The sequence below is a fragment of the Chromobacterium haemolyticum genome (genome assembly GCF_009936155.1).
Lineage (GTDB): Bacteria > Pseudomonadota > Gammaproteobacteria > Burkholderiales > Chromobacteriaceae > Chromobacterium > Chromobacterium haemolyticum.
In genome coordinates this window covers 172,967-193,173 of record NZ_AP019312.1, presented here as the reverse complement: position 1 = coordinate 193,173, position 20,207 = coordinate 172,967, and the positions used below count along the sequence as shown (strand labels likewise).

Genomic DNA, 20,207 nt, shown 5'->3' with positions numbered 1-20,207 from the left:
TAAGCTATTCAGATTGGATTTAAAGTTTGATAAGCGATGCCGCGCCACCGCGGGGCGTGTTTCAGTCTTGGGCATCCCCTTCGCCGGGCAGCACCACGAACTCGCCGTCCAGGCCGCCCACCGCTTCGCCGTCGCATTTCAGCGCCACCGCCAGCCGCAGCCGTCCCATGCGTCCGCGCCGCAAGGCACGCTCCAGTTTGTCCCAGGCGGCCGGCTCCGGCGCGGCGGCGCGGGCCAGGAAGCCGGCGGCGATGGGCTTGTCGTAACGCATGCTGTTGCCGTGGATGATGACGCGGCCGGGCAAGCCGCGTTCGCACAAGCGCATGAACACCAGACACCAGGCGGCGAGGATGGCCACCGCCGAGGCGCTGCCGCCAAACACGGTGGCGCGGTGGTTGATATTGGGCGCCAGCGGCGCGCGCAGGATCACGCTATCGCCGCTGGCCTCGACCACGCCAACCGCCATCGCGGCGGACAGCGGGATGTGTTGGTGCAGGTAGTCTTCAAGCGCCTGTGGACTCATGTTTTTCTCCCGGTTCGGCGCGGCCGGCTTTGGCGGCGCCGCCTCCATTCTGCCCCAACAGGTGGCGTTGGAAAAACCACAGGCTGTGGCCCAGTTGCAGCACCTGGTTTTCGCGCTTGGCCGCGCCGTGGCCTTCGTCCGGGAACAGGATCAGGCCGCCGTCCACGCCTTTGCCGGCCATGGCGCGGAACATTTGCAGCGCCTCGCCCACCGGCACCCGCGGGTCGCTGACGCCCTGGATGATCAGCAGCGGGTCGCGCAGCTTGTCGATATGGTTGATGGGCGACAATTGCTCCAGCGCGGCGCGGTCGCGGTCCAGCTCGCCGTACTCGGCGGCGCGCAGCGCGCGGCGGTAAGGCGCGGTGTTTTGCAGGAAGCTGACCAGGTTGGCGATGCCGACATTGGACACGCCGGCGTCGTAGGCGCCGGCGAAGATGGTCATCGCCGCCAGCGTGGAGTAGCCGCCGTAGCTGCCGCCCATCACGCCGACCTTGGGCGCAACGCCGGCCGCGCCCCACTGGCTGCGGATGTAAAGCGCGGCGTCTTCGATATCGGACAGCACTTGCAGCCGGCGCGGGCCGTTGTCGCTGTCCAGCCAGCTCTTGCCGTAGCCGACGGAGCCGCGCACATTGGGCTGCACATAGATGAAGCCGGCGTCGACGAACAACTGCGCCTGCGGCGAGAAGCCGGCGCGGCTCTGTCCTTCCGGGCCGCCGTGGAAGTTGACCACTACCGGACAAGGCGTGGCCGCGCAGCGAGCCGGTCGACGCACAAACATCGGAATCGGCGTGCCGTCGCGCGCCGGATAGCTTTCCAGGCTGGCCTTGGCGAAGCCACGGGTATCCAGCTCCGGCGTGGACGGCAGCAACCATTGGCCGAGCTTGCCGCTCTTGCTGTCCCAAACATGGCTGCTGGCCGGCGCGGTGTCGGTTTCCACGCTGAAATTGACGTAGCGACCGTCGCGGCTGAGGTTGACCACATTGACCTGGGCCGCGCCGGGGAAGGCCGGCAGCTTCAGCGCGCGGTAATGGCGGCGGCCGTCCAAGGCCAGCGCCTTGCCGTAGCCGTCCTGGCTCAGCGTGTAGTAAACGCGGCCCTGCTCGCGGTCGATGTTGAGGTTCTCGACGTCGCCGCGCGTTTCCGGCGTCAGCGGCTGGAACGCGCCGGCGCGCCACAGATAGAGGCGATGGTATTCGCCGAACTTATTGGTGCGCACCAGGTATTCGCCGTCGCGCAGGCCGAAGTCCATACGATAGTCGGTGGTTTCGCCTTGGCCCAGCAGCGGCTGCAAGGGCTTGCCGTCCGGCGTCCACAGATAAAATTCGGCGCTGGCGTTGCTCAGCGTTTTTTGCAGCAACAGGCGGCCGTCGTCGCGGTGGCCGGCAATGCTCCAGGCGCCGCGCTCGCCGAACAGGCGCTCGCGGCGGCCGTCGGCCAGCCGGTAACGGTACAGGGTGTAGCTGTCGGCCCGCTCGTCATTGCTGCGGTAGTACAGCCACTGGCCGTCCTTGCTGAGGAACTGGAACTGGGTCTGCACGCCGGGCTTGTGCTGCACTTCGCGCAGCGCGCCGCCGTTGGCGGCTTGCAGATAGAGGCCGGGGTTTTCCTCGCCCTTGCGGTCGCGGCTGAGCACCAGCCAGCGCCCGTCCGGGCTGACCTCCTGAATCAGGGTGGCGTCCTCGCCGCCGGTCAGCTGCACCGGGAAGCGTTGCGGGCCGTCCAGCTTCCAGACTTGCGGCACGCCGGTGACGCGCCAGCTGAAGTACAAGGCCTTGCCGTCCGGGGCCAGCACGCCGGCGCCGGGCGCGCGCAGGTCCAACATGTTCTGCACTTTGCGGCTCAGTTCCGCCGGCAGCGGCGCGGCGCGGTAGCGCGCCACGTCCTCCGCGCTGACGCTGGCGGCGCCAAGGCCGCTGTAGCCGCTAGCGGCCCAGCCATGAGTGGAAAGCATCATTAGCGTTGCCGCGGATAAAGCACGAACCATCATGACTGCTCCTGAACCATTCGGTGGGCGGACCAGTATAGCGACCATGACAATGACGTTACAAATGTATTATTCTCATACGAACTATGCGACACTTTGTCGCATGCGGAAGGAATGGGCAGGCGCTAAACTGATGCGGTCAATCCTCATTCGCATTTGCCGCCCCTGGCCGGCAACGGCGCTAACCTTTATCCGCAAAGAACTTCCATGAAAAAACTCGCCCTGCTGGCCTTGCTGGCCGCCTCCGGCTCCGCCTTCGCCCACGTCACCCTGGAAACCCCCACCGCCGCCAGCGGCGGTTATTACAAGGGCGTGCTGAAAATCGGCCATGGCTGCAACGGCAGCCCCACCACCGCCGTCAGCGTGGAAATGCCGGAAGGCGTGCGCCTGGCGCAGCCGATGCCGAAAGCCGGCTGGGAAGTGGAAGTGGTCAAGAGCGCGGTCAAGCCTTTCGACAACTACGGCCGCAAGGTGAGCGAGGATGTGAGCCGCATCACCTGGAAGGGCGGCAAGCTGCCGTCCAATTTCTACGATGAGTTCGTGTTCCAGGCCAAGATCGCCGCCCAGCCGGGCAAGCTGTTCTTCAAGGTGAAGCAGCAATGCGAGCAGGGCGAGACCAACTGGGCGGAGATTCCGGCCGCCGGCCAGGACGCGCATGAGCTGAAGAGCCCGGCGGCGGAGTTGACGGTGACGGCGGCAGGCGCGGCCGGCCATCATCATTAAGCCTTCTCCCTAGCTCCCATGAAAAACGCCGACGGCGAGTCTCTCGCGGCCGGCGTTGTTGCATGGATGGGTGGGGCCAGAGCCTATTTACGATCTTGCGAGCTAGAGCGAGACAAGGCGAAAACCGCTGAGAAAGCGGAAGTACATACGGTACATGAGCATTTCGAAGGGGTTTTCAACGCCGTATCGCCGACGCGCAGCAGATCGTAAACAGGGTCAGCTGCGGAATAAGCCCTTGAGCAGGTCCGTCCCCTGGGACAACAGATCCTCGCCTTGCGGCACCTGGCCGTTGGGGGTCAGCTTGTCCACCAGACCGGGCAAGTGCTCAGCCACCAGCTGCGACAGTTGGCCCTGCTCCAGGCCAAACTTCTCGGCCAGGCCGGACAGCTGCTCCGAGCCCAGCACTTGCTGAATCTGCTCGGCGGACACCGGCAGATTGCCGCCCTGGCCCACCCAGGACGACACCAGCTCGCCCAGGCCGCCTTGCTGGAATTGCTCCAACAGGCCGGATAGGCCGCCCTGCTGTTGCAGCAAGGCCTGCAAGGCTCCGCCAGCGCCGCCTTCCGCGCCGCCGGACAGCAAACCGCTCAAGGAATCGAATAAAGCCATGGTGCTCTCCTGTTTGCCGCGCACGGGGCGCGAATCTCGGTAAAAACGGCAGCGTTAGCGCGCCGGCTCAAGCCGCTAGCAAACCCGCCAACCCTCGCATCGTCTGCCAAGGATCGCCGGTTTCCACGCCCTTGATCTGACGGTCTATGCGTGCGCACTCATCCAGCGCGGTCATCAGCTTGCGCGGGCCGATGCGGCGCAAGGCCGGCTCGGCCAAACGCTGCTTGTCGCCCCATAAACGCAGTTCGCGCGCCATGTCGCGCGCGTTGCGTCCATCCTTCAGGCCCTGCCGCAGGCGCAGCAACATGCGCACGTCTTCGGTCAGCGACCACAACACCAGCACCGGCGCCTCGCCTTCGGCCATCAAGCCGTCCAACATGCGCAACACCCGCGGCACATCGCCGGCCAGCCAGGATTCGGACAAATGGAACACGTCGAAGCGGGCCACATTCGCCACCGCGGCGCGCAGTTGCTCCAGCGTCAATTCTCCGGCCGGGTACAGTAGGGCCAGCTTGTCCACTTCCTGGCGCGCGGCCAGCAAATTGCCTTCGACGCGATCAACAAAGAAGGCCAGCGCTTCGCCGCCCAGCGACTGGCCCTGGGCCTTGAGCCGGCGCGAGATCCAGCTTGGCAGCTCAGCGCGGCCCACCAATCGGGCCTCCACGGTCACCGCCAGCTTTTCCAGTGCCTGGAACCACTTGGACTGCTGCTGCGCGCGCTCCAGCTTGGGCAGGGTAATCAGGGTCACCGTGTCCTGCGGCGGCTGCGCCGCCAGCTGTTGCAGCGCCTCGGCGCCTTCGGTGCCGGGCTTGCCGTTGGGAATACGGATTTCCAGCAGCTTGCGCTCGGCGAACAGCGAGACGCTGCTCATCGCGTCGCGCAGCTGCGACCAGTCGAAACCGGCCTCCACCGTCAGCACTTCACGCTCCTGATAACCTTGATCGCGCGCCGCCTGACGCAGCGCGTCGGCGGCCTCTAGCGCCAGCAGCGCTTCCTCGCCGTGGATCAGGTACAGCGGCGCCAGGCCCTTGCCCAGCGCCGCGATCAGCGCGTCAGGGCTTAGGCTGGGCATCGGCGGGCTTCAGGCTTTGCGGGCCGGTCAGCGGCGCGGCGGCCGGCTTTTTCAGGTAAGCCAGCCGGCGCACGATCTGCTCGGCCGCGTCGCGACGGGCGTCGGCCCAGATCAGGGCTTCTTCCTGCTCCTTGCCGAGGATGGCGCTATCCGAGTAGTTCATGCTGCGTCGCACGACCACGGTCATGTCCGGCTCCACCGGCACTCCGAACAGCACGGTGCGCACCACGGCGGTATAGGTCAGCTGGTACTCGTTGATCTTGCCGCCCACGTTCAGGGTCAGGATGTCCTTGGACTGGTTTTCGCTGAGGATGGTCACCACCGCCTCGGCCTGCTTGGAATTGTCCAGCACTTGCAGGCGCGGGTCGCGCGCCAGCACGGTGCGCACATCGCCGGCCACCGCGGTGCCGCCGCCGTCGAAATACAGCGAGGCGAACGGCAGCGGCTTCATCGGGCCGCCCAGGCCGCGCAGGTGGAAGCCGCAAGCGCTCAGCGTGACGGCCAGCAGCGCCAGCCACAACCATTGCAGGGAAAGTCTCATTCACGATTCCTTATCGGGAAACAATGCTTGCCTGGCCCGGTCCAGCGCGCAGGCCGCGCCCAGGACCGGGGCCACGTCGGTTTACACCACGATGTTGACCAGGCGGCCCGGCACTACGATGATTTTTTTGGCCGGCTTGCCTTCCATGAACTTCTGCACGTTTTCATGCGCCAGCGCCGCGGCCTCGATCGCGTCCTTGGCCGCATCCGCGGCCACGGTGACGCTGCCGCGCAGCTTGCCGCCCACCTGCACCATCAGTTCGATCTCGCTCTTGACCAGCGCGCTCTCGTCTACTTTCGGCCAGGTTTGTTGCAGCAGTTCGCTGCCCGGGCGCAGCGCGTTCCACAGCGCGTCGCAGATATGCGGCACGATGGGAGACAGCAGCAGCACGACGGTTTCCAGCGTTTCCTGCGCCACCGCGCGGCCGGCGTCGCCGGACTTGTCGGTTTTGTCGTAGGTGTTCAGCAGTTCCATCACCGCGGCGATGGCGGTGTTGAATTGCTGACGGCGGCCGTAGTCATCGGCCACTTTCTGGATGGTGGCGTGCAGCTTGAAGCGCAGATCCTTCAGGCCGGCGGACAGTTCGCCGCCGCTGTAGGCCGGAGCCAGGCCGGCGGCTACATGCTCGTTCGTCACTTTCCACAAACGCTTGAGGAAGCGGAACGCGCCTTCCACACCCGCGTCCGACCATTCCAGGCTCTGTTCCGGCGGAGCCGCGAACATCATGAACAAACGTGCGGTGTCCGCGCCGTAGTTTTCAATGAATTCCTGCGGGTCCACGCCGTTGTTCTTGGACTTGGACATCTTCTCGATGCCGCCCACCACCACCGGCAGGCCGTCGACGCGATGCTTGGCGGCGACGATCTTGCCCTTGGCGTCGCGCTCCAGCACCACGTCCTGCGGCGCGATCCAATCGGTGGCGCCGTTGGGCAGTTCGCGGTAGAAGGTTTCGCACACCACCATGCCCTGGGTCAGCAGGCTCTTGAACGGCTCGTCGCTGGACACCAGGCCTTCGTCGCGCATCAGCTTATGGAAGAAGCGCGCGTACAGCAGGTGCAAAATGGCGTGTTCGATGCCGCCGACGTACTGGTCCACTTGCAGCCAGTAGTCCGCCGCCTTCTTGTCCACCATCGCGGTGTCGCACTTGGGCGAGGCGTAGCGCGCGTAGTACCAGCTGGACTCGACGAAGGTGTCCATGGTGTCGGTTTCGCGCTTGGCCGCGCCGCCGCATTTCGGGCAGCTGGTTTCGTAGAATTCCGGCATTTTGGCCAACGGGGAGCCCGCGCCGTCCGGAATCACGTTTTCCGGCAACGTCACCGGCAGGTCTTTTTCCGGCACCGGCACATCGCCGCAGCTCTGGCAGTGGATGATGGGGATAGGGCAGCCCCAGTAGCGCTGGCGCGAAATACCCCAGTCGCGCAGACGGTACTGGGTTTTCTTCTGGCCGGCGGCCTTGGCTTCCAGATCGCCGACGATGGCGTCGAAGGCGGCGGCGAAGTTCAGGCCATCGTATTTGCCGCTGTTCACGGTGCGGATGCTGTCGTCCTTGGCCGCGTACCAGTCCTGCCAAACGGCGGCGTCGAAGTTGTCGTCGCCGTTGGCCGGCGCGTAGACCTGCTGGATCGGCAGCTGGTATTTGTTGGCGAATTCGAAGTCGCGCTCGTCGTGCGCCGGCACCGCCATCACCGCGCCTTCGCCGTAGCCCCACAGCACGTAGTTGGCCACCCATACCGGCAGCTTGGCGCCGGTCAGCGGGTGGACAACGAACAAGCCGGTGTCCATGCCCTTCTTTTCCATCTTGGCCACGTCGGCCTCGGCCACGGAGCCGGCCTTGCATTCAGCGATGAAGGCTTGCAGCTCCGGCTTGCCGGCCGCGGCCTGGGTGGCCAGCGGGTGTTCGGCGGCCACGGCGACATAAGTGGCGCCCATCAGGGTGTCCGGGCGGGTGGTGTAGACCTTGAGCTGGCCTGCATGGCCGATGCTGGCTTCGTCGTAGGCGAAGGCCACGTCGGAGCCAAAGCTCTTGCCTATCCAGTTGCGTTGCATGGTCTTGACCTGCTCCGGCCAGCCGTCCAGCTTGTCCAGGTCCGCCAGCAACTGCTCGGCGTAGTCGGTGATGCGGAAGTAATACATCGGGATTTCGCGCTTTTCCACCAGCGCGCCGGAGCGCCAGCCGCGGCCGTCCACCACTTGTTCGTTGGCCAGCACGGTCTGATCCACCGGGTCCCAGTTGACCACGCCATTTTTCTTGTAGATCACGCCTTTTTCAAACAAACGGGTGAACAGCCACTGTTCCCAACGGTAGTAGTCCGGCTTGCAGGTGGCCAGCTCGCGCTCCCAGTCCAGCGCAAAACCCAGGCTGTCCAGTTGCTGCTTCATGTACTCGATGTTGGCGTAAGTCCAGGCAGCCGGCGCGCCGCCGTTTTTCATCGCGGCGTTCTCGGCCGGCAGGCCGAAGGCGTCCCAGCCCATCGGCTGCAGCACGTTGAAGCCTTGCAGGCGCTTGAAGCGGGCCAGCACGTCGGTGATGGTGTAGTTGCGCACATGGCCCATGTGCAGCTTGCCGGACGGATACGGGAACATCGACAAAGCGTAGTACTTGGGACGCGAGGCGTCTTCCACGGCTTTGAAGGCGGCAGTCTTCTGCCATTTCTGCTGGGCGGCGGCTTCAACCGCGCGCGGGCTGTATTGTTCTTGCATGGCGATCTTTGTCTGGACTCTGAAATTCAAAAGGCGGAAATACAAAAGGCGGGCTGCCCGGAGGCGCCAGTGATGAGCCGCGCTCCGGATAGCCCGTCCGCAAAAAGGTTGCCCCCATTATAACGGCGTCTTCGCTCCCGCGATAAGACCCCAAAAAAACAAATGCTTGGCCGGCTACTCAGCCTAGCGCAATCACGGGCAGAGCTTGACGCCCCAGCCTTTGCGGCCGCGCCAGCAGGAGAAGTCCTCCTTCACCGCGCGTATGGTCCAGACATCGTTCTCGCGGCTAAGCTTGAAGCGCTGGCGCGTGCCCTTGACGCTGTCGTCCATCAGGCCTTCGCGCAGCAAGGCGATGCTGGCTTTGTCGAACGCTTCCGGCTGGCTGGTCTGGATCACTTTCAGGCTGCGGTATTCGAACTGGCCGTCCTCGCCCAGGCGGTTCTTGGCAAAGCGCAGCACCACCTCAAGCGGCAGTTCGCCCGGCTGGCCGGCAAACGGCAAGCGCGCTTCGTCGCTGTAGGCAGAGGCGGCGGCGGGAATCGCGGCCAAGGCGGCGGCGCAGAGCATTATCGCTTTCATGTCCATCCTTGAGTTATCCGGGGAAAGTGGAAAGTTGGGTTCGACTCCTGCTGCGGCTAATTAGTTGCGCCGACTCAAACCCGGCCGGCCAGATGGGCGTCGCGGAAACGCTCCAGTTGCCGCAGCAGCGCGTCCAGGATGTCCGGCTCCCACAGCGAATGACCGGCGGCCTCCACCAGTTCGTAGTGGGCTTGCGGCCAGGCCTGGGCCAAGCGCAGCGCGGTGACCGGCGGGCAGACCACGTCGTAACGGCCCTGCACGATGGCGGCGGGGATATGGCGGATGCGCGCCAGCCCGTCCAACAGCGCGCCTTCCGGCAGAAACACGCGGTTGACGAAGTAATGAGCTTCCAGCCGCGCCAGCGACAATGCCACGTATTCGCTGCCGGCGCGTTCGGCGGCGTCGGCGTTGGGGCGCAGCGCGACGCAAGCGCCCTCGTAACGTCCCCAGGCGCGACAAGCCGGCAGGTGCACCGCCGGATCGGGATCGGTCAGACGCCGGTAGTACGCGGCCAGCAAGTCTCCGCGTTCAGCCTCCGGGATGGGCGCGACGAAACGCTGCCATTCCTCGGGAAAGAACTGGCCCATGCCGTGCAGGAACCAGTCAATCTCGCTGCGTTCGCCCAGGAAGATGCCGCGCAGGATCAGCCCGCTGACACGGTCCGGATGCGCCTGGGCGTAAGCCAGCGCCAGCGTGCTGCCCCAGGAGCCTCCGAACACCAGCCAGCGCTCAATACCCAGGTGCTCGCGCAGCCGCTCGATGTCCGCCACCAGATGGGCGGTGCTGTTGTCGCGCAGCTCGCCGCGCGGCGTCGAACGGCCGCTGCCACGCTGATCGAACAGCACCGCGCGGTAAAAGCCGGGGTCGAACAACTGACGGCAGGCCGGCACGCAGCCATCGCCCGGTCCGCCGTGAAGATAGAGCGCCGGATAGCCCTGCGGCAAACCGCATTGCTCCCAGTACATCGCATGCAAGCCATCCAGCGGCAACATGCCGCTGGCGAACGGTGCTATAGGCGGATACAACATGGCCTCTCCATACGGGGAACAAGGGAAAACGCGCCGCGCTCAACCGCGCAGCAGGTTGTATAGCATCTCGCTGGCCATTACCGCCATCAAGGCGGCGAACACCTGCTTCAAGCGGGCCACCGGCAGCTTGTGCGCGGCGCGCGCCCCCAAGGGGGCCATCAACACCGTCATCAGCATCAGCGCCAGCATGGCCGGCAGATAAACGAAGCCCAAGGCGCCGGCCGGCAAGCCGGCCGCGCCCCAGCCGCTATAAAGGTAGCCGACGGCGCCGGATACGGCGATAGGCCAGCCCAGCGCCGCGCTGGTGGCGATGGCGGTGTGCACCGGCACATTGCACCAACTCATGAAAGGCACGCTCATTGAGCCGCCGCCTATGCCCACCCAGCTGGAGATCATGCCGATCAGCCCGCCGGCGCCCCATTGCCCGGCCTGACCCGGTATTCCGCGGCTGGCGTGCGGCCTGAGGTTGAAGAACATCTGCACGGCAACCAGATAGGCATAGCCCACGAAGAACCATTTCAGCGCCAGCCCGGAGATCGCGCCGGCCACCAGGCTGCCCAGCAAGGTGCCAACCACCATCGCCGGCGCCATCGCCCTCACGATGCGCCAATCCACCGCACCCTTCTTATGATGGGCCCGCACGCTAGATAGGCTGGTGAACACCATGACCGCCAGCGAAGTGCCCACCGCCAGATGTTGGGCATGATCGCCGCCCAACTGCGCGGCGGACAAGACGCCCAAAACCACCGGCACAATGACCAGGCCGCCGCCGACGCCGAGCAATCCGGCCAGGAAGCCGGCCACCGCGCCGCAGGCCAGCAGCGCCAGAATCAGCGGAACGCTCAGCATGCCAGCAACTGTTCAGTGATGTAGCGCCATTCGTCCTCGCTCAACGGGGTGATGGATAGCCGATTGCCGCGCTTGAGCACCGTCATCTCAGCCAGGGGCGGGTGTTGACGCAGCTCCGCCGGCGACAGCAGCCGGGTCTTGCGCAGAAAACGCACGTCCACCGCCAGCCAACGCGGCGCGTCGGCTGAAGACTTGGGGTCGTAGTAAGGGCTTTCCGGATCAAACTGACTGGAGTCTGGATGAGCGGCGGCGGCGATTTCCGCCAGACCGGCCACCCCCGGTTCCGGACAAGACGAATGCCAGAACAGCAGCCGGTCTCCCACTTGCATGCCGTCGCGCATGAAATTGCGCGCCTGGTAATTGCGCACGCCGGTCCACTCGAACAAGCGTTCGGGCTCGGCGGCGAGATCGTCGATCGAAGTATCGTCCGGTTCGGACTTCATCAGCCAATATCGCATGGGCAATGTCTGTTAATTAGTCAGGGAAAGGGTTAACGCTTGCTCAATCTTACTGGAAAGATTGCCGTTTATGCTGACATTGGCATCCCAAGGGGATATGGCGATAACTGAAAGAAAGGATGAAGGCGATGAATACCCGTGCCAAACAATGTCTGCTGGGACTGGCGCTGGCCGCCGGCTTAAGCGCTTGCGTAGTAGAACCGCCCAGGGTGGCCGTCAGGCCGGTGGTGGTCAGGCCGGCCCCGGTGGTGGTGACGCCGGTTTACGGCTATTACTACGGCGGCCGCCATGACTGGCGCTGATCGCTCAATGTGTCCGCAAGTACAGCCAGCCGCCCAGCGCGGCCAGATTCAAGGCCGCGCCGCACCAGAACAAAAGCCGGAACGGCTGCCTGACGGTTTTATGGCGGAACAACCTGCGCGCCATCAGCCCGCCCGGCCAGCCGCACAACACGCCCAGCCACAACAGCCTGGCCTCAGGCGTACGCGGCCCGCCGCGCTCCGCCGCCCGCTTGTCCCGCCAATACAAAACAAAGCACAGCAGGCTCAGGCTCAGATACAGCCACGCCACCGCCCATTCCAAACGCCCCAGCAGAGCAAGCGCCGGCAAAACGGCCAGAAAGACGACGGCTAGGGGCATAAGGGCAGCCGGCGCAGGCCGGATTCGGTCAACAAATAATCGAGCCGGACGTCCCACGCTTCGCGCGGCACCCGCTCCACGCGTTGGCAATCATAGGCCACGCCCACCAGCAAGGGCTTGCCGAACTGGCGCGCGCGCTGGCGGAAGGCCAGCGTGGTGTCGTAGAACCCCCCGCCCTGGCCCATGCGATAGCCATCGTCGTCAATCGCCAGCAGCGGCACAAACAACACGTCCAGCCGTTCCGCGCGCAGCGCCGGGCCATCGTATTCGACGATCCGGTAACGCGGATGCAGATACCAGCGGTCCGCCGCGCCCAAGCGGCTGAACCAGAGCCGACGGCCGCGCCGCGGGATCTGCGGCAGATAGACTTCCGCGCCGCGCCACAGCGCGGCGCTCATCAGGACCTCCAGATCCAGCTCAGAACCGGCGGCCAGATAAGCGCCCACGCGCTTGCCGCGTTTGAGCAGCCGCGAGGCATGACGGGCGATCGCCCTCATCGCCTGCAAACGATAGCCAGGGCTCAGCGCCTGGCGCGCACGGCGAATCCGCCTGCGCAATGCGGGCTTGTCTAGGGAAACCGGATCGGAAACAAAGGAAAGTGCGGTCATGGCAGAGGGGGGAGCCCCCGCGAGTGTCGTTCGGGCAAAATTCGCTTGTACCCTGTTTCCAGGGAGGGCCGCCTGCCAGTCATTTCGGGCGCATCCTCAAGAGGACGCGGCACGCCCATGACTCACGCTAGCAGCCTGAAGCGAACGCATTGGTACAAAGGAATTGTGTGCCTTCACAAACACCGCAGAGGGTACTGACCTTGGTGTTCGCCAGCGGCTCTGCGTTTAAAACAGCGCTTGCTGGCTTTCGCGAAGCGCTTGGTCGGCGGCTTCGCTCATACTGCGTATTTTACGCTGAAACGCCGCCATCTCCAAGCCCTCTCCCACTTTTGTCTTCAACAAATCGTGGGCAATGTTCAGCGCGGCCATGATGGCTATCTTGTCGGCGTCCATTACCTTGCCGTGCTGCTGGATCATTTCGATCTTGCCGGCCAGCAGACGCACCGCCTCTTGCAGCGTTTCCTTTTCTTCCGCCGGGGTGCCAATGGTGAAGGAACGCCCCAGCAGTTCGATTTCAACCTGAGCCACGTCGCTCATTCCGCATCCTCCGACGCCTTGGGCAGGCGCTCGACCAGAGCCGCCACCCGCGCGCGGGTTTCGTTGACTTTGAAGTTCAGCTCCGCATTGTCGCGCAGCGCTTCGGACAGCGCTTCGGCAAAACGGCCGTTTTGTGTTTCAAGTTCGCGAATGCGCGCCACCAACGCCGTCACCCTCGACTCGAGATATTCCAGTTCCTTGTCCATGGCGGCGAGGATAGCCGGCGCTCACTTGGCCGTCAAACCCAGCCGCTGCCGCGCTGTGTCCAGCGCGAGACACAAGGCCTCCGCGCCGTCCACCAGCCGCGGGCCGGGCACGACCATGGCGTCGCCCGGCAGGGCGAACAGCGCGTTTTTGGCCACCGCCGGCAGCGTTTGCCAACGACGCCACATCCGCAGGCTGGCTTCGTCTCCGGTCAGAATCGCCTGCGGACGCGCCGCCACCACAGTGGCGGCGGACACTTGCGGCGCAGGTTGCCGGACATCGCCAAACACATTGACGCCGCCGCACAGGCGAATCAACGGCCCCATGAAGCTTTGGTCGCTGACGGTGAAGATGGGCGTCTGGCTGACTTGGTAGAACACCCTCACCGGCGCGCGCGCGCCATAACGCTGGCGTAGGTCCGCCAAGCGCTGGCGATAGCCTGCCGCCGCCTTGGCGGAGCTCCCATCCGCGCCGGCCAGCCGCCCCAGCGCCAGCATTTCCTTGGCCACGTCGTCCGGCTGCAAGGGGTGGCTCAGATAAACGGGAATGCCCAGGCCGCGCAAACGCTCCAGTTCACGCGGCGCTCCGCCGTCGCTCCAGGCCACCACCAGGTCCGGCCGCTGGCGCATGACCTCCTCCAGGCTGAAGCCGGTGAAGCTGCCCACCCGCGGCAAACGCTTGGCGGCGTCCGGGTGGTCGCTATACTCCACCGTGGCCACCAGCTTGTCGCCGGCGCCGATCGCGTACAACATTTCCGTGGCGTGCGGCACCAGGGTCAAAATCCTTTGCGCCGGATGCGCCAACGTGATGGTCTGTCCGCTGCCGTCCTGAGCACTGACCGCGGCCGTCGCCTGCAGCGCGCTCAACAGCAGCGTCAAACCCAATAATCGCCTCATGCCTCGCCTTTCAACACCAGCGGCAAGCCGCAGGCCACCAACGTCACCCGCCGACAGGCCACCGCCACCGCTTGGTTCAAACGTCCCAACTCGTCGACGAAGCAACGAGTCTGGGCATTGACCGACACCACGCCCCAGCCGATTTCATTGCTGACCAGCAACACCTCGCCCCTCGCCTGCTCCAGCGCGGCCAGCAGCTCGGCACGCTCCTGTTCGAAACCGGCGGCGTCGAAATCGCCGTCCTCGTCGAAAAAGCGCATCAGCCACATGCCCAGGCAATCTATCAGCAGCAGGCCGCTCACTATGTCATGGCGCAACAACTCAGCGGCCAGCCCACGACCGGCCTCCGCTTGCGACCACTGTGCCGGACGCCTCCGGCGATGATGCTCGACGCGGGCGGCGAACTCGGCGTCGCCGCCGCGCAGCTCCGCCGTGGCCAGATAGCAAACCGGGCCGGGATGAGCCAGGGCCAGGGATTCGGCGTAGCGGCTCTTGCCGCTGCGCGCGCCGCCGGTGATCAGGTGGGGCATGGGAATTCCTTAGAACCTGTTCAAAGTCTTTTGAGTAAGAGCCCCAAGAAGGCCAGATGGATGAACTGCAAGCTGGTATTGAGTTTCCGCTCGCAGTTCTTCCACAGCCTTCTGCTCTTTTCCAACCAAGCGAAGCTGCGCTCAACAACCCAGCGTTTGGGCATCACCTTGAAGGTGTGCAGCTCGCTCCGTTTGGCAATCTGCACCGTCACGTCCGCCCCCAGAATCTCGCTCACGCCTTGAGCAAAGGGTTTGCCAACATAGCCACTATCCGCCAGCAGGCTCTGAGCCCCAATCAATCTGGATTTACATTGCCGTAGCGCCTGTAGCGCCCCTTTGCGGTCTGTAACCTCCGCAGTGGTGACCGCCACCGCATGTGGCAGGCCCTGCGTGTCCACCACAATATGGCGCTTGATACCCGAGACCTTCTTACCTGCGTCGTAGCCTTTTAATCCTGCGGTATCAGTGTTCTTCACGCTCTGCGCGTCCACGATCAAGAACCTGCTGCAAGCGCTCCGCCCCAGTTTCTCTCGGGCCGCGCCAACCTGATTTTTTTAGCGCCTGCTCCAGCAGGCTGCCCCCTTCACGCGGCTCACTCCACATGGTGAAGTACGAATGGACGGTACGCCATTTGGGAAACGCTTCAGGAAGCATTCGCCATTGGCAGCCGCTTCGGAGCAGGTACAGCACGGCACAAAATACTTCATACAAGTCCACTCGACGGGGGCTTGTTCTTTTACGCGCACTTTCCAGAAGTGGTCTGATCACTTCAAATTGTTCGCGACTGATATCACTTGGGTAGCTTTTTCTCACCTCTGGATTTTCTCACACTACGCTACTACTCAGAGACTTTGAACAGGTTCTTACTGACTGAAACGAACCCCAAGGAAAACACCCAGTCCGCCGGTGTTGTACCCATAAGCAGTTTCATATTCGCGATTGAACAGATTGTCCGCTCGAGCCGTGGCAGTCCAATTTTTGGCAAAACGATAATTGGCAAAAAAATTGGTCACGCCGTAACCGTGCAGCGCTTTGGCCTCCGAATTAGTCGCATCTCCCGCTCGGCGCGACGCGACTTGCTGCTCCGCTCCCAGCGTCCATTTTTCCCACTGCTTGGCGGCGGAGACGCTAGCACTCTGGCGCGGCCGGTTCGCCAACCAACTGCCTGTCTTATCGTCTCGTGCATCCATCAACGTCAAGTTACCTTGCCAGTCGATGCTGAGCCATTGGGCCGCCGCCTCCAATGACAGCCCCTGGATCGTTGCGCGATCCACATTGCTCGGGCGCCATGAATTGGAATCAGCGGGATTAGTTTGTGCCCACTGAATCAACTGCTCCACTTTGTTCTGAAATAGGGTCAAGCTAGCCGAACGGCCATCTTTCCGGTATTGCAGGGCCAGTTCTGTATTCTTTGAACTCTCCGGCTTTAGATTGGGGTTGCCGCTGTCCGGATAGTACAGATCGTTAAAGGACGGTGCTTTATACCCGGTGCCATAACCTACACGCGCAAGCCAACCATCGGCGAAACGATAGCCATAACCGGCTTTACCGGTCATTTTCCCCCCAAATTGATCATCATGATCGTTTCGAAGGCTAGCTTGCAGAAGATGCTTGCCCAACTCCAACTGGTAGCTCACGAATCCGGCATTGGTGGTTCGGCTGCTCTTGGTATAAGTGCCATCACTAGCGATTTTCTGATCCAAATGAGAAGCGCCCAGAATAAATACGCCAAGCTTGGTACTCAGATCATTCTGCCACTGCCATTCGTTCTGCGTAGTCTGGAAAAAGCTGGTGCGCCGATCGAAATCACCGTTATGGAACTCCTCGGACTTATCTTGACTGCGAGCAAAACGCAGAGTGCTGGTCCAAACGTCATTGAAGCGATTTTTTGATTCAACGCTCTGCCCAGTCAGGCGCGACTTGGAGCGATCTTGCCCCTTCCACGCATTGGTATAGTCAATGTCAGCCTCAGCGAAGGTCTGGAATAGACGCACGGTCAAGTCATGGCCAGGCGACAAGGTCTGCGTCAAGCTAGCGGCGTAACTATCATTGCGATACCCGTCGTTGTCCGGGTTGTAGTAATCCGTGTTGCGTGAATTCGTCGCCGAAAAACCATCGGACTGAGCATGCGAGAACTGCAGACTATAAGCGGTACTCCCCGACTTTCCCGCTACGCCGGCGCTTAGCTTGCCTGTGCCTCGGCTGCCAAACTCCACCCCCGCGTTCCATCGTGGCTCGCCCTCGCCTTTGCGAGTGAAGATCTGAATCACCCCGCCAATGGCATCTGCGCCGTATAAACTGGACGCAGGCCCGCGCAGAATTTCAATGCGCTCGATCTGGGCCAATGGAATATTCTGAATCGTCGTGGTACCGAGCGTGGCGGAATAAATTCGCACGCCGTCCACCAGCACCACCGTATGGCTATCCTTGTTGCCGCGGATATAGATGCTGCTGGCGCTGCCAGGGCCGCCATTGCTGGCGATAGAAACAGCCGCTTGACGCGACAACGCTTGTTGCAGGGTTTGCGCCCCGCTTTCTTCGATTTCCTCGCGCGTGACCACGGTCGCATCGGCTAGCGTGCGCGACAGCGATTGCGCCACGCGACCCGCCGTCACCACTACCGGATCCCCGGCGAACTCGGGCACATTGGCGGCATAGGCCTGGCCGGAGCAGGCCAGCGAGACCAGCAACGCGCATTGTTGGGGTTTGAACATGAAACACACTCCACATCGAATCTGGCCGCCGCGGCGGCATGGTTAGGAAGAGTGCGAAGAAGGCATAAAAAGGGGGACGCCGCGGCAGGACGCCGGGCCGTCTGTCGGATCGCCTCCCCGCGATACTCCAGTGCGGCCGCCTTCCGGGCGGCCATTGGGCGGGCGCGAGTGTGGTTTCCATGATCGCGCATGCCAGCAGGCCGGTCTCCGGGCTCGGCCTTGCGGCGATGCGCCTTCCCATCCGATGGACAGTGGCCGTTGCATCGCCTGGGCGTTGAGGTTCAACGCCTCGCGCGTCGAGCGCGACTCGGTTGAACAGCTTCACACGCCAGGCCTTACCGTTGCGGGGGCAGCGCCGGTCTTGCACCGGCTTCCCGTTTCATCCGCGGCGCTTGAGCCGCGGACACCTGCTAGGTTCCGGATTATACCGGAGAGCATCCCGACGGGATGGCGCCAAAAGAAATATGTTTAGTTAGGATCAAATCGTCCACCGGCTGCGGGTTGCCCCGGTGGCAGGCTATCGCTTAAAGTCGCCGCTGAATCACTCTCTCATCCAGGCTGGAGTTGGCCATCTCATGACATTCATCGATACCTTTCGCTCACCCGATTTCGCCGCCTACCAGGCCGCCCTCGCCCGCCAGGCTACACTCACCAAGCCGGCGGGCAGCCTGGGCAGGCTGGAAGAGCTGGCCTGCCGCTTCGCCGCCTGGCAGGGCAAGGTCTGCCCGGACGCGCTGCGGCCGGCCATCACGGTGTTCGCCGGCGATCACGGCGTGACGGCGGAAGGCGTGTCCGCCTATCCATCGGTGGTAACCGGCGAGATGGTGCGCAATTTCGCCAACGGCGGCGCGGCTATCTGTGTGCTGGCGCAAAGTCTGGACGCGCGCCTGGAGGTGGTGGACGCCGGCGTGCTCAGCGACGTCTCCGCGCTGCCCATCGTCCACGCCAAAGTGCGGGCCGGCACCGGCAATCTGGCCAGGGAGGCCGCGATGACGCCGGCGCAGGCCGAAGCCGCGCTGGAGGTGGGCCGCCAGGCCGCACACCGCGCCTTGGCCGGCGGCGCCAACCTGCTGATCGCCGGCGACATGGGCATAGGCAACACCACTGCGTCCGCCGCGCTGATCTGCAGGCTGGCCGGCTTATCACCGGAACGCATTGTCGGCCGCGGCACCGGCCTGAACGAGGCCGGTCTGGAAACCAAGCGCCAAGTGGTACGCGCCGCGCTGGCCCGGGTCGTCGGCCGCGAGTTGTCCGCCCTGGAAACCCTGGCCGAACTGGGCGGCCTGGAAATCGCCGCCATGGCCGGCTTCTACCTGGAAAGCGCCGCGCAAGGCGCGCCGGCGCTGGTGGACGGCTTCATTGCCAGCGCCGCCGCGCTGTGCGCGCAGGCGCTGGAGCCGCGCGTGGGAGATTGGCTGCTGGCCAGCCATCGCTCGGAGGAAACCGGCCACCTTCTGGCGCTGCACGCGCTGAAGCTGGAGCCGGTGCTGGACCTGGGCATGCATCTGGGCGAGGGCTCCGGCGCCGCGCTGTGCGTGCCCTTGCTGCAAATGGCCATCCGCCTGCATAACGAGATGGCCACCTTCGCCGAGGCAGGCATCACCGGGAAAGCGGAATGAACCCCTACACGCTGACCCTGCTGCGCCACGGCGAAATCGACCATGACGGCCGTTTGATCGGCAGCAGCGATTTGCCGCTAAACGCTACGGGGCACATACAAATGGCGCAAAGTTGGCAGCGCATTTGCGCGCTGGCGCCGGTAACGGCGATGGCCAGTTCGCCCTTGCAGCGCTGCCGCGAGTTCGCGGTCCGGCACGCCTTGCATGGCTCGCTGACGCTGAAAGTGGACCCGCGGTTCGCTGAAATGGACTTCGGCGACTGGGACTGCATGGACGTACAGGTTCTGGCGCAACGCTATCCGGACTGGCGCGCCAAACTGGCCGCCGGCGAACTGACGCCGCCCGGCGGCGAGCCCTACGAAGCTTTCCGCACTCGGGTGCTAGCCGGCCTGTCCGAATGGATGACGACGGCCAACGGCAGCCACCGGGTGCTGGTCACCCACGGCGGCGTCATCACCACCTTGCTGGCGGAACTGCTGGGCGCGGATTTCTCGGTAGCCAAGCTGATGACGGTGCAGCGCGGCGGCTTTGCCCAATTGTCCATCCTGGAAGGACATCCGGCCTACCTGATGCGTCTGGAAGCCCCGTGCGCGGACTGATTCTGGCGCTGCAATTCCTGACCCGCCTGCCCACACCTCAACTGCGCGAATTCAAACAGGAGTGGCTGGCAGACAGCGCGCGCTGGTTCGCCGCGGTGGGCCTGATCGTCGGCGCGCTGCTGCTAGCGGCGCTAAGCCTGGGCCGCCTGAGCGACCCCTGGCTGGCGGCGCTGTTGGCGCTGTTGATGTGGGCCTGGGTCACTGGCGGCCTGCACTTGGATGGCCTGGGCGATCTCGCCGACGCGCTGGGCGCGGCGCACCGCTCGCGCGAGCGTTTCTTTGAAGTGCTGAAAGACCCTCACGTCGGCAGCTTCGGCGCGCTGGCGTTGATCCTGGCCATCGTCGCCAAACTGGTCTTGCTGATGCTGCTGGCCAAACAATCGGCACCGGCTTGGGGCCTGCTGCTGATTCCCGCCTGGTGTCGCTGTTTTGCCGTGTACTGGTCCGCCAGCCTGCCGGCGCTCGCCCCCGGCAACGGCGAGCGCTTCGCCTGGCGCCGCCACTGGCCCAGCCTGGCCGTCAACGCGACGCTGCTGGCAGGGCTGTCGGCCTGGCTGGCCCCATCCTTATTGTTGGCGCCGTTAGCGGCGCTGGCTTGGCGTCGCTTCCTATTGCGCAAGCTGGGCGGCATGACGGGAGACTGCCTGGGTGCGGGTATAGAGTTGTGCGAAATCGGCCTCTTGCTGCTGCTGACGGTCCGCTGGCCAACACTCTAGCTACGCAGTAAAGATTCCGCCATTTCCCTGTCATCCGGCGGAGATGCCCCGCGCGGATACTGGCGGCGTCTTCATCGCA

23 protein-coding genes, 1 other RNA gene and 1 riboswitch are annotated in these 20,207 nt (G+C 64.1%); of the genes, 5 read left to right on the top strand and 19 right to left on the bottom strand.

Annotation, left to right across the window (positions count from 1 at the left end; genetic code table 11):
- Positions 1-61: 61 nt before the first annotated feature.
- The gene (locus GYH29_RS00830; protein WP_161523054.1) at positions 62-523 is read right to left on the bottom strand and encodes a YiiD C-terminal domain-containing protein; all 462 of its coding nucleotides are present in this window, start codon (positions 521-523) and stop codon (positions 62-64) included.
- On the bottom strand, positions 504-2,510 hold the full coding sequence (locus GYH29_RS00825) for a S9 family peptidase (RefSeq protein ID WP_198001631.1): 2,007 nt from the start codon (positions 2,508-2,510) through the stop codon (positions 504-506). The genes GYH29_RS00830 and GYH29_RS00825 overlap by 20 nt, the downstream gene beginning before the upstream one ends.
- Positions 2,511-2,714: 204 nt before the next feature.
- Between GYH29_RS00825 and GYH29_RS00820 the strand changes: the two genes are divergently transcribed.
- Positions 2,715-3,230: a YcnI family copper-binding membrane protein gene (locus GYH29_RS00820; protein WP_019101781.1), complete on the top strand. Its 516-nt coding sequence runs from the start codon at positions 2,715-2,717 to the stop codon at positions 3,228-3,230.
- 216 nt (positions 3,231-3,446) lie between these two features.
- Here GYH29_RS00820 and GYH29_RS00815 read toward each other — a convergent pair whose 3' ends face one another.
- The 8 genes from GYH29_RS00815 to GYH29_RS00780 all read right to left on the bottom strand — a co-directional run bounded on the left by GYH29_RS00815 (position 3,447) and on the right by GYH29_RS00780 (position 11,066).
- Positions 3,447-3,839 (bottom strand): YidB family protein, encoded by a 393-nt coding sequence (locus GYH29_RS00815; protein ID WP_043592419.1) that lies wholly within the window; start codon positions 3,837-3,839, stop codon positions 3,447-3,449.
- Between the two features lie 67 nt (positions 3,840-3,906).
- Positions 3,907-4,911 (bottom strand): DNA polymerase III subunit delta, encoded by a 1,005-nt coding sequence (holA, locus tag GYH29_RS00810; RefSeq protein ID WP_043592420.1) that lies wholly within the window; start codon positions 4,909-4,911, stop codon positions 3,907-3,909.
- Positions 4,892-5,452: an LPS-assembly lipoprotein LptE gene (locus tag GYH29_RS00805; protein WP_019101784.1), complete on the bottom strand. Its 561-nt coding sequence runs from the start codon at positions 5,450-5,452 to the stop codon at positions 4,892-4,894. Before GYH29_RS00805 ends, holA begins: the two co-directional genes overlap by 20 nt.
- Positions 5,453-5,533: 81 nt before the next feature.
- Positions 5,534-8,152 (bottom strand): leucine--tRNA ligase, encoded by a 2,619-nt coding sequence (gene leuS, locus GYH29_RS00800; protein ID WP_161523053.1) that lies wholly within the window; start codon positions 8,150-8,152, stop codon positions 5,534-5,536.
- A gap of 192 nt (positions 8,153-8,344) precedes the next feature.
- Positions 8,345-8,731, bottom strand: a complete 387-nt coding sequence (locus GYH29_RS00795; RefSeq protein WP_152596936.1) for a hypothetical protein — start codon at positions 8,729-8,731, stop codon at positions 8,345-8,347.
- Between the two features lie 74 nt (positions 8,732-8,805).
- Positions 8,806-9,759: a prolyl aminopeptidase gene (gene pip, locus GYH29_RS00790; RefSeq protein WP_161523052.1), complete on the bottom strand. Its 954-nt coding sequence runs from the start codon at positions 9,757-9,759 to the stop codon at positions 8,806-8,808.
- 39 nt (positions 9,760-9,798) lie between these two features.
- A complete protein-coding gene (locus GYH29_RS00785) occupies positions 9,799-10,608 on the bottom strand; it encodes a sulfite exporter TauE/SafE family protein (RefSeq protein ID WP_019101788.1) in 810 nt (269 codons plus the stop codon).
- Positions 10,602-11,066 carry an EVE domain-containing protein gene (locus GYH29_RS00780; protein WP_039755129.1) on the bottom strand — a complete coding sequence of 155 codons (465 nt, stop codon included), beginning with the start codon at positions 11,064-11,066 and terminating at the stop codon, positions 10,602-10,604. Before GYH29_RS00780 ends, GYH29_RS00785 begins: the two co-directional genes overlap by 7 nt.
- 128 nt (positions 11,067-11,194) lie before the next feature.
- Here GYH29_RS00780 and GYH29_RS24575 point away from each other — a divergent pair, with 128 nt between their 5' ends.
- On the top strand, positions 11,195-11,368 hold the full coding sequence (locus GYH29_RS24575) for a hypothetical protein (RefSeq protein ID WP_162835138.1): 174 nt from the start codon (positions 11,195-11,197) through the stop codon (positions 11,366-11,368).
- 4 nt (positions 11,369-11,372) lie between these two features.
- On the opposite strand, the gene GYH29_RS00775 is transcribed toward GYH29_RS24575, so the two are convergent.
- From GYH29_RS00775 to GYH29_RS00740, 9 genes are all read right to left on the bottom strand, one after another.
- Positions 11,373-11,705, bottom strand: coding sequence for a DUF1294 domain-containing protein (locus GYH29_RS00775; RefSeq protein WP_019101791.1), 333 nt, complete (start codon positions 11,703-11,705; stop codon positions 11,373-11,375).
- Positions 11,696-12,313: a 5-formyltetrahydrofolate cyclo-ligase gene (locus GYH29_RS00770; protein WP_051002646.1), complete on the bottom strand. Its 618-nt coding sequence runs from the start codon at positions 12,311-12,313 to the stop codon at positions 11,696-11,698. Before GYH29_RS00770 ends, GYH29_RS00775 begins: the two co-directional genes overlap by 10 nt.
- A 10-nt stretch (positions 12,314-12,323) precedes the next feature.
- Positions 12,324-12,507, bottom strand: a non-coding RNA gene (gene ssrS, locus GYH29_RS25200) — 6S RNA.
- Positions 12,508-12,538: 31 nt separating this feature from the next.
- A complete protein-coding gene (locus tag GYH29_RS00765) occupies positions 12,539-12,850 on the bottom strand; it encodes a cell division protein ZapA (protein ID WP_019101793.1) in 312 nt (103 codons plus the stop codon).
- Positions 12,847-13,056: a hypothetical protein gene (locus GYH29_RS00760; RefSeq protein ID WP_019101794.1), complete on the bottom strand. Its 210-nt coding sequence runs from the start codon at positions 13,054-13,056 to the stop codon at positions 12,847-12,849. Before GYH29_RS00760 ends, GYH29_RS00765 begins: the two co-directional genes overlap by 4 nt.
- A gap of 21 nt (positions 13,057-13,077) precedes the next feature.
- A complete protein-coding gene (locus tag GYH29_RS00755) occupies positions 13,078-13,950 on the bottom strand; it encodes a cobalamin-binding protein (RefSeq protein ID WP_161523051.1) in 873 nt (290 codons plus the stop codon).
- Complete coding sequence (gene cobU, locus GYH29_RS00750) at positions 13,947-14,480, bottom strand: bifunctional adenosylcobinamide kinase/adenosylcobinamide-phosphate guanylyltransferase (protein ID WP_081576201.1); 534 nt, start codon at positions 14,478-14,480, stop codon at positions 13,947-13,949. The genes GYH29_RS00755 and cobU overlap by 4 nt, the downstream gene beginning before the upstream one ends.
- Positions 14,481-14,500: 20 nt before the next feature.
- A protein-coding gene (locus GYH29_RS00745) for an IS5 family transposase (protein ID WP_118268077.1) occupies positions 14,501-15,293 on the bottom strand; the annotation gives its coding sequence in 2 pieces (ribosomal slippage) (positions 14,501-15,035 and positions 15,034-15,293; 795 coding nt in all).
- A 50-nt stretch (positions 15,294-15,343) separates the two neighbouring features.
- Entirely contained in the window at positions 15,344-17,194 is a 1,851-nt protein-coding gene (locus GYH29_RS00740) for a TonB-dependent receptor domain-containing protein (protein ID WP_161523050.1), read from the bottom strand.
- A gap of 181 nt (positions 17,195-17,375) precedes the next feature.
- A riboswitch (cobalamin riboswitch) is annotated at positions 17,376-17,620 on the bottom strand.
- Between the two features lie 149 nt (positions 17,621-17,769).
- On the opposite strand from GYH29_RS00740, the gene cobT reads away from it, so the two are divergent.
- From cobT to cobS, 3 genes are read left to right on the top strand one after another with little or no spacing between them, the layout of a single operon-like run.
- A complete protein-coding gene (cobT, locus tag GYH29_RS00735) occupies positions 17,770-18,813 on the top strand; it encodes a nicotinate-nucleotide--dimethylbenzimidazole phosphoribosyltransferase (RefSeq protein WP_043592424.1) in 1,044 nt (347 codons plus the stop codon).
- Complete coding sequence (locus tag GYH29_RS00730) at positions 18,810-19,412, top strand: histidine phosphatase family protein (protein ID WP_019100839.1); 603 nt, start codon at positions 18,810-18,812, stop codon at positions 19,410-19,412. Before cobT ends, GYH29_RS00730 begins: the two co-directional genes overlap by 4 nt.
- Positions 19,400-20,128 (top strand): adenosylcobinamide-GDP ribazoletransferase, encoded by a 729-nt coding sequence (gene cobS, locus GYH29_RS00725; protein ID WP_043592425.1) that lies wholly within the window; start codon positions 19,400-19,402, stop codon positions 20,126-20,128. Before GYH29_RS00730 ends, cobS begins: the two co-directional genes overlap by 13 nt.
- Positions 20,129-20,207 lie beyond the last annotated feature (79 nt).

What these genes read in the sequence shown, in the direction of transcription:
- cobT (WP_043592424.1), top strand. Translation starts at nt 17,770, where the DNA reads ATGACATTCATCGATACCTTTCGCTCACCCGATTTCGCCGCCTACCAG.
- GYH29_RS00770 (WP_051002646.1), bottom strand. Translation starts at nt 12,313, where the DNA reads ATGACCGCACTTTCCTTTGTTTCCGATCCGGTTTCCCTAGACAAGCCC.
- GYH29_RS00820 (WP_019101781.1), top strand. Translation starts at nt 2,715, where the DNA reads ATGAAAAAACTCGCCCTGCTGGCCTTGCTGGCCGCCTCCGGCTCCGCC.
- GYH29_RS00765 (WP_019101793.1), bottom strand. Translation starts at nt 12,850, where the DNA reads ATGAGCGACGTGGCTCAGGTTGAAATCGAACTGCTGGGGCGTTCCTTC.
- GYH29_RS00795 (WP_152596936.1), bottom strand. Translation starts at nt 8,731, where the DNA reads ATGAAAGCGATAATGCTCTGCGCCGCCGCCTTGGCCGCGATTCCCGCC.
- GYH29_RS00830 (WP_161523054.1), bottom strand. Translation starts at nt 523, where the DNA reads ATGAGTCCACAGGCGCTTGAAGACTACCTGCACCAACACATCCCGCTG.
- GYH29_RS00785 (WP_019101788.1), bottom strand. Translation starts at nt 10,608, where the DNA reads ATGCTGAGCGTTCCGCTGATTCTGGCGCTGCTGGCCTGCGGCGCGGTG.
- GYH29_RS00740 (WP_161523050.1), bottom strand. Translation starts at nt 17,194, where the DNA reads ATGTTCAAACCCCAACAATGCGCGTTGCTGGTCTCGCTGGCCTGCTCC.
- GYH29_RS24575 (WP_162835138.1), top strand. Translation starts at nt 11,195, where the DNA reads ATGAATACCCGTGCCAAACAATGTCTGCTGGGACTGGCGCTGGCCGCC.
- GYH29_RS00755 (WP_161523051.1), bottom strand. Translation starts at nt 13,950, where the DNA reads ATGAGGCGATTATTGGGTTTGACGCTGCTGTTGAGCGCGCTGCAGGCG.
- holA (WP_043592420.1), bottom strand. Translation starts at nt 4,911, where the DNA reads ATGCCCAGCCTAAGCCCTGACGCGCTGATCGCGGCGCTGGGCAAGGGC.
- pip (WP_161523052.1), bottom strand. Translation starts at nt 9,759, where the DNA reads ATGTTGTATCCGCCTATAGCACCGTTCGCCAGCGGCATGTTGCCGCTG.
- GYH29_RS00825 (WP_198001631.1), bottom strand. Translation starts at nt 2,510, where the DNA reads ATGATGGTTCGTGCTTTATCCGCGGCAACGCTAATGATGCTTTCCACT.
- GYH29_RS00805 (WP_019101784.1), bottom strand. Translation starts at nt 5,452, where the DNA reads ATGAGACTTTCCCTGCAATGGTTGTGGCTGGCGCTGCTGGCCGTCACG.
- GYH29_RS00730 (WP_019100839.1), top strand. Translation starts at nt 18,810, where the DNA reads ATGAACCCCTACACGCTGACCCTGCTGCGCCACGGCGAAATCGACCAT.
- GYH29_RS00780 (WP_039755129.1), bottom strand. Translation starts at nt 11,066, where the DNA reads ATGCGATATTGGCTGATGAAGTCCGAACCGGACGATACTTCGATCGAC.
- cobU (WP_081576201.1), bottom strand. Translation starts at nt 14,480, where the DNA reads ATGCCCCACCTGATCACCGGCGGCGCGCGCAGCGGCAAGAGCCGCTAC.
- GYH29_RS00815 (WP_043592419.1), bottom strand. Translation starts at nt 3,839, where the DNA reads ATGGCTTTATTCGATTCCTTGAGCGGTTTGCTGTCCGGCGGCGCGGAA.
- leuS (WP_161523053.1), bottom strand. Translation starts at nt 8,152, where the DNA reads ATGCAAGAACAATACAGCCCGCGCGCGGTTGAAGCCGCCGCCCAGCAG.
- GYH29_RS00775 (WP_019101791.1), bottom strand. Translation starts at nt 11,705, where the DNA reads ATGCCCCTAGCCGTCGTCTTTCTGGCCGTTTTGCCGGCGCTTGCTCTG.
- GYH29_RS00760 (WP_019101794.1), bottom strand. Translation starts at nt 13,056, where the DNA reads ATGGACAAGGAACTGGAATATCTCGAGTCGAGGGTGACGGCGTTGGTG.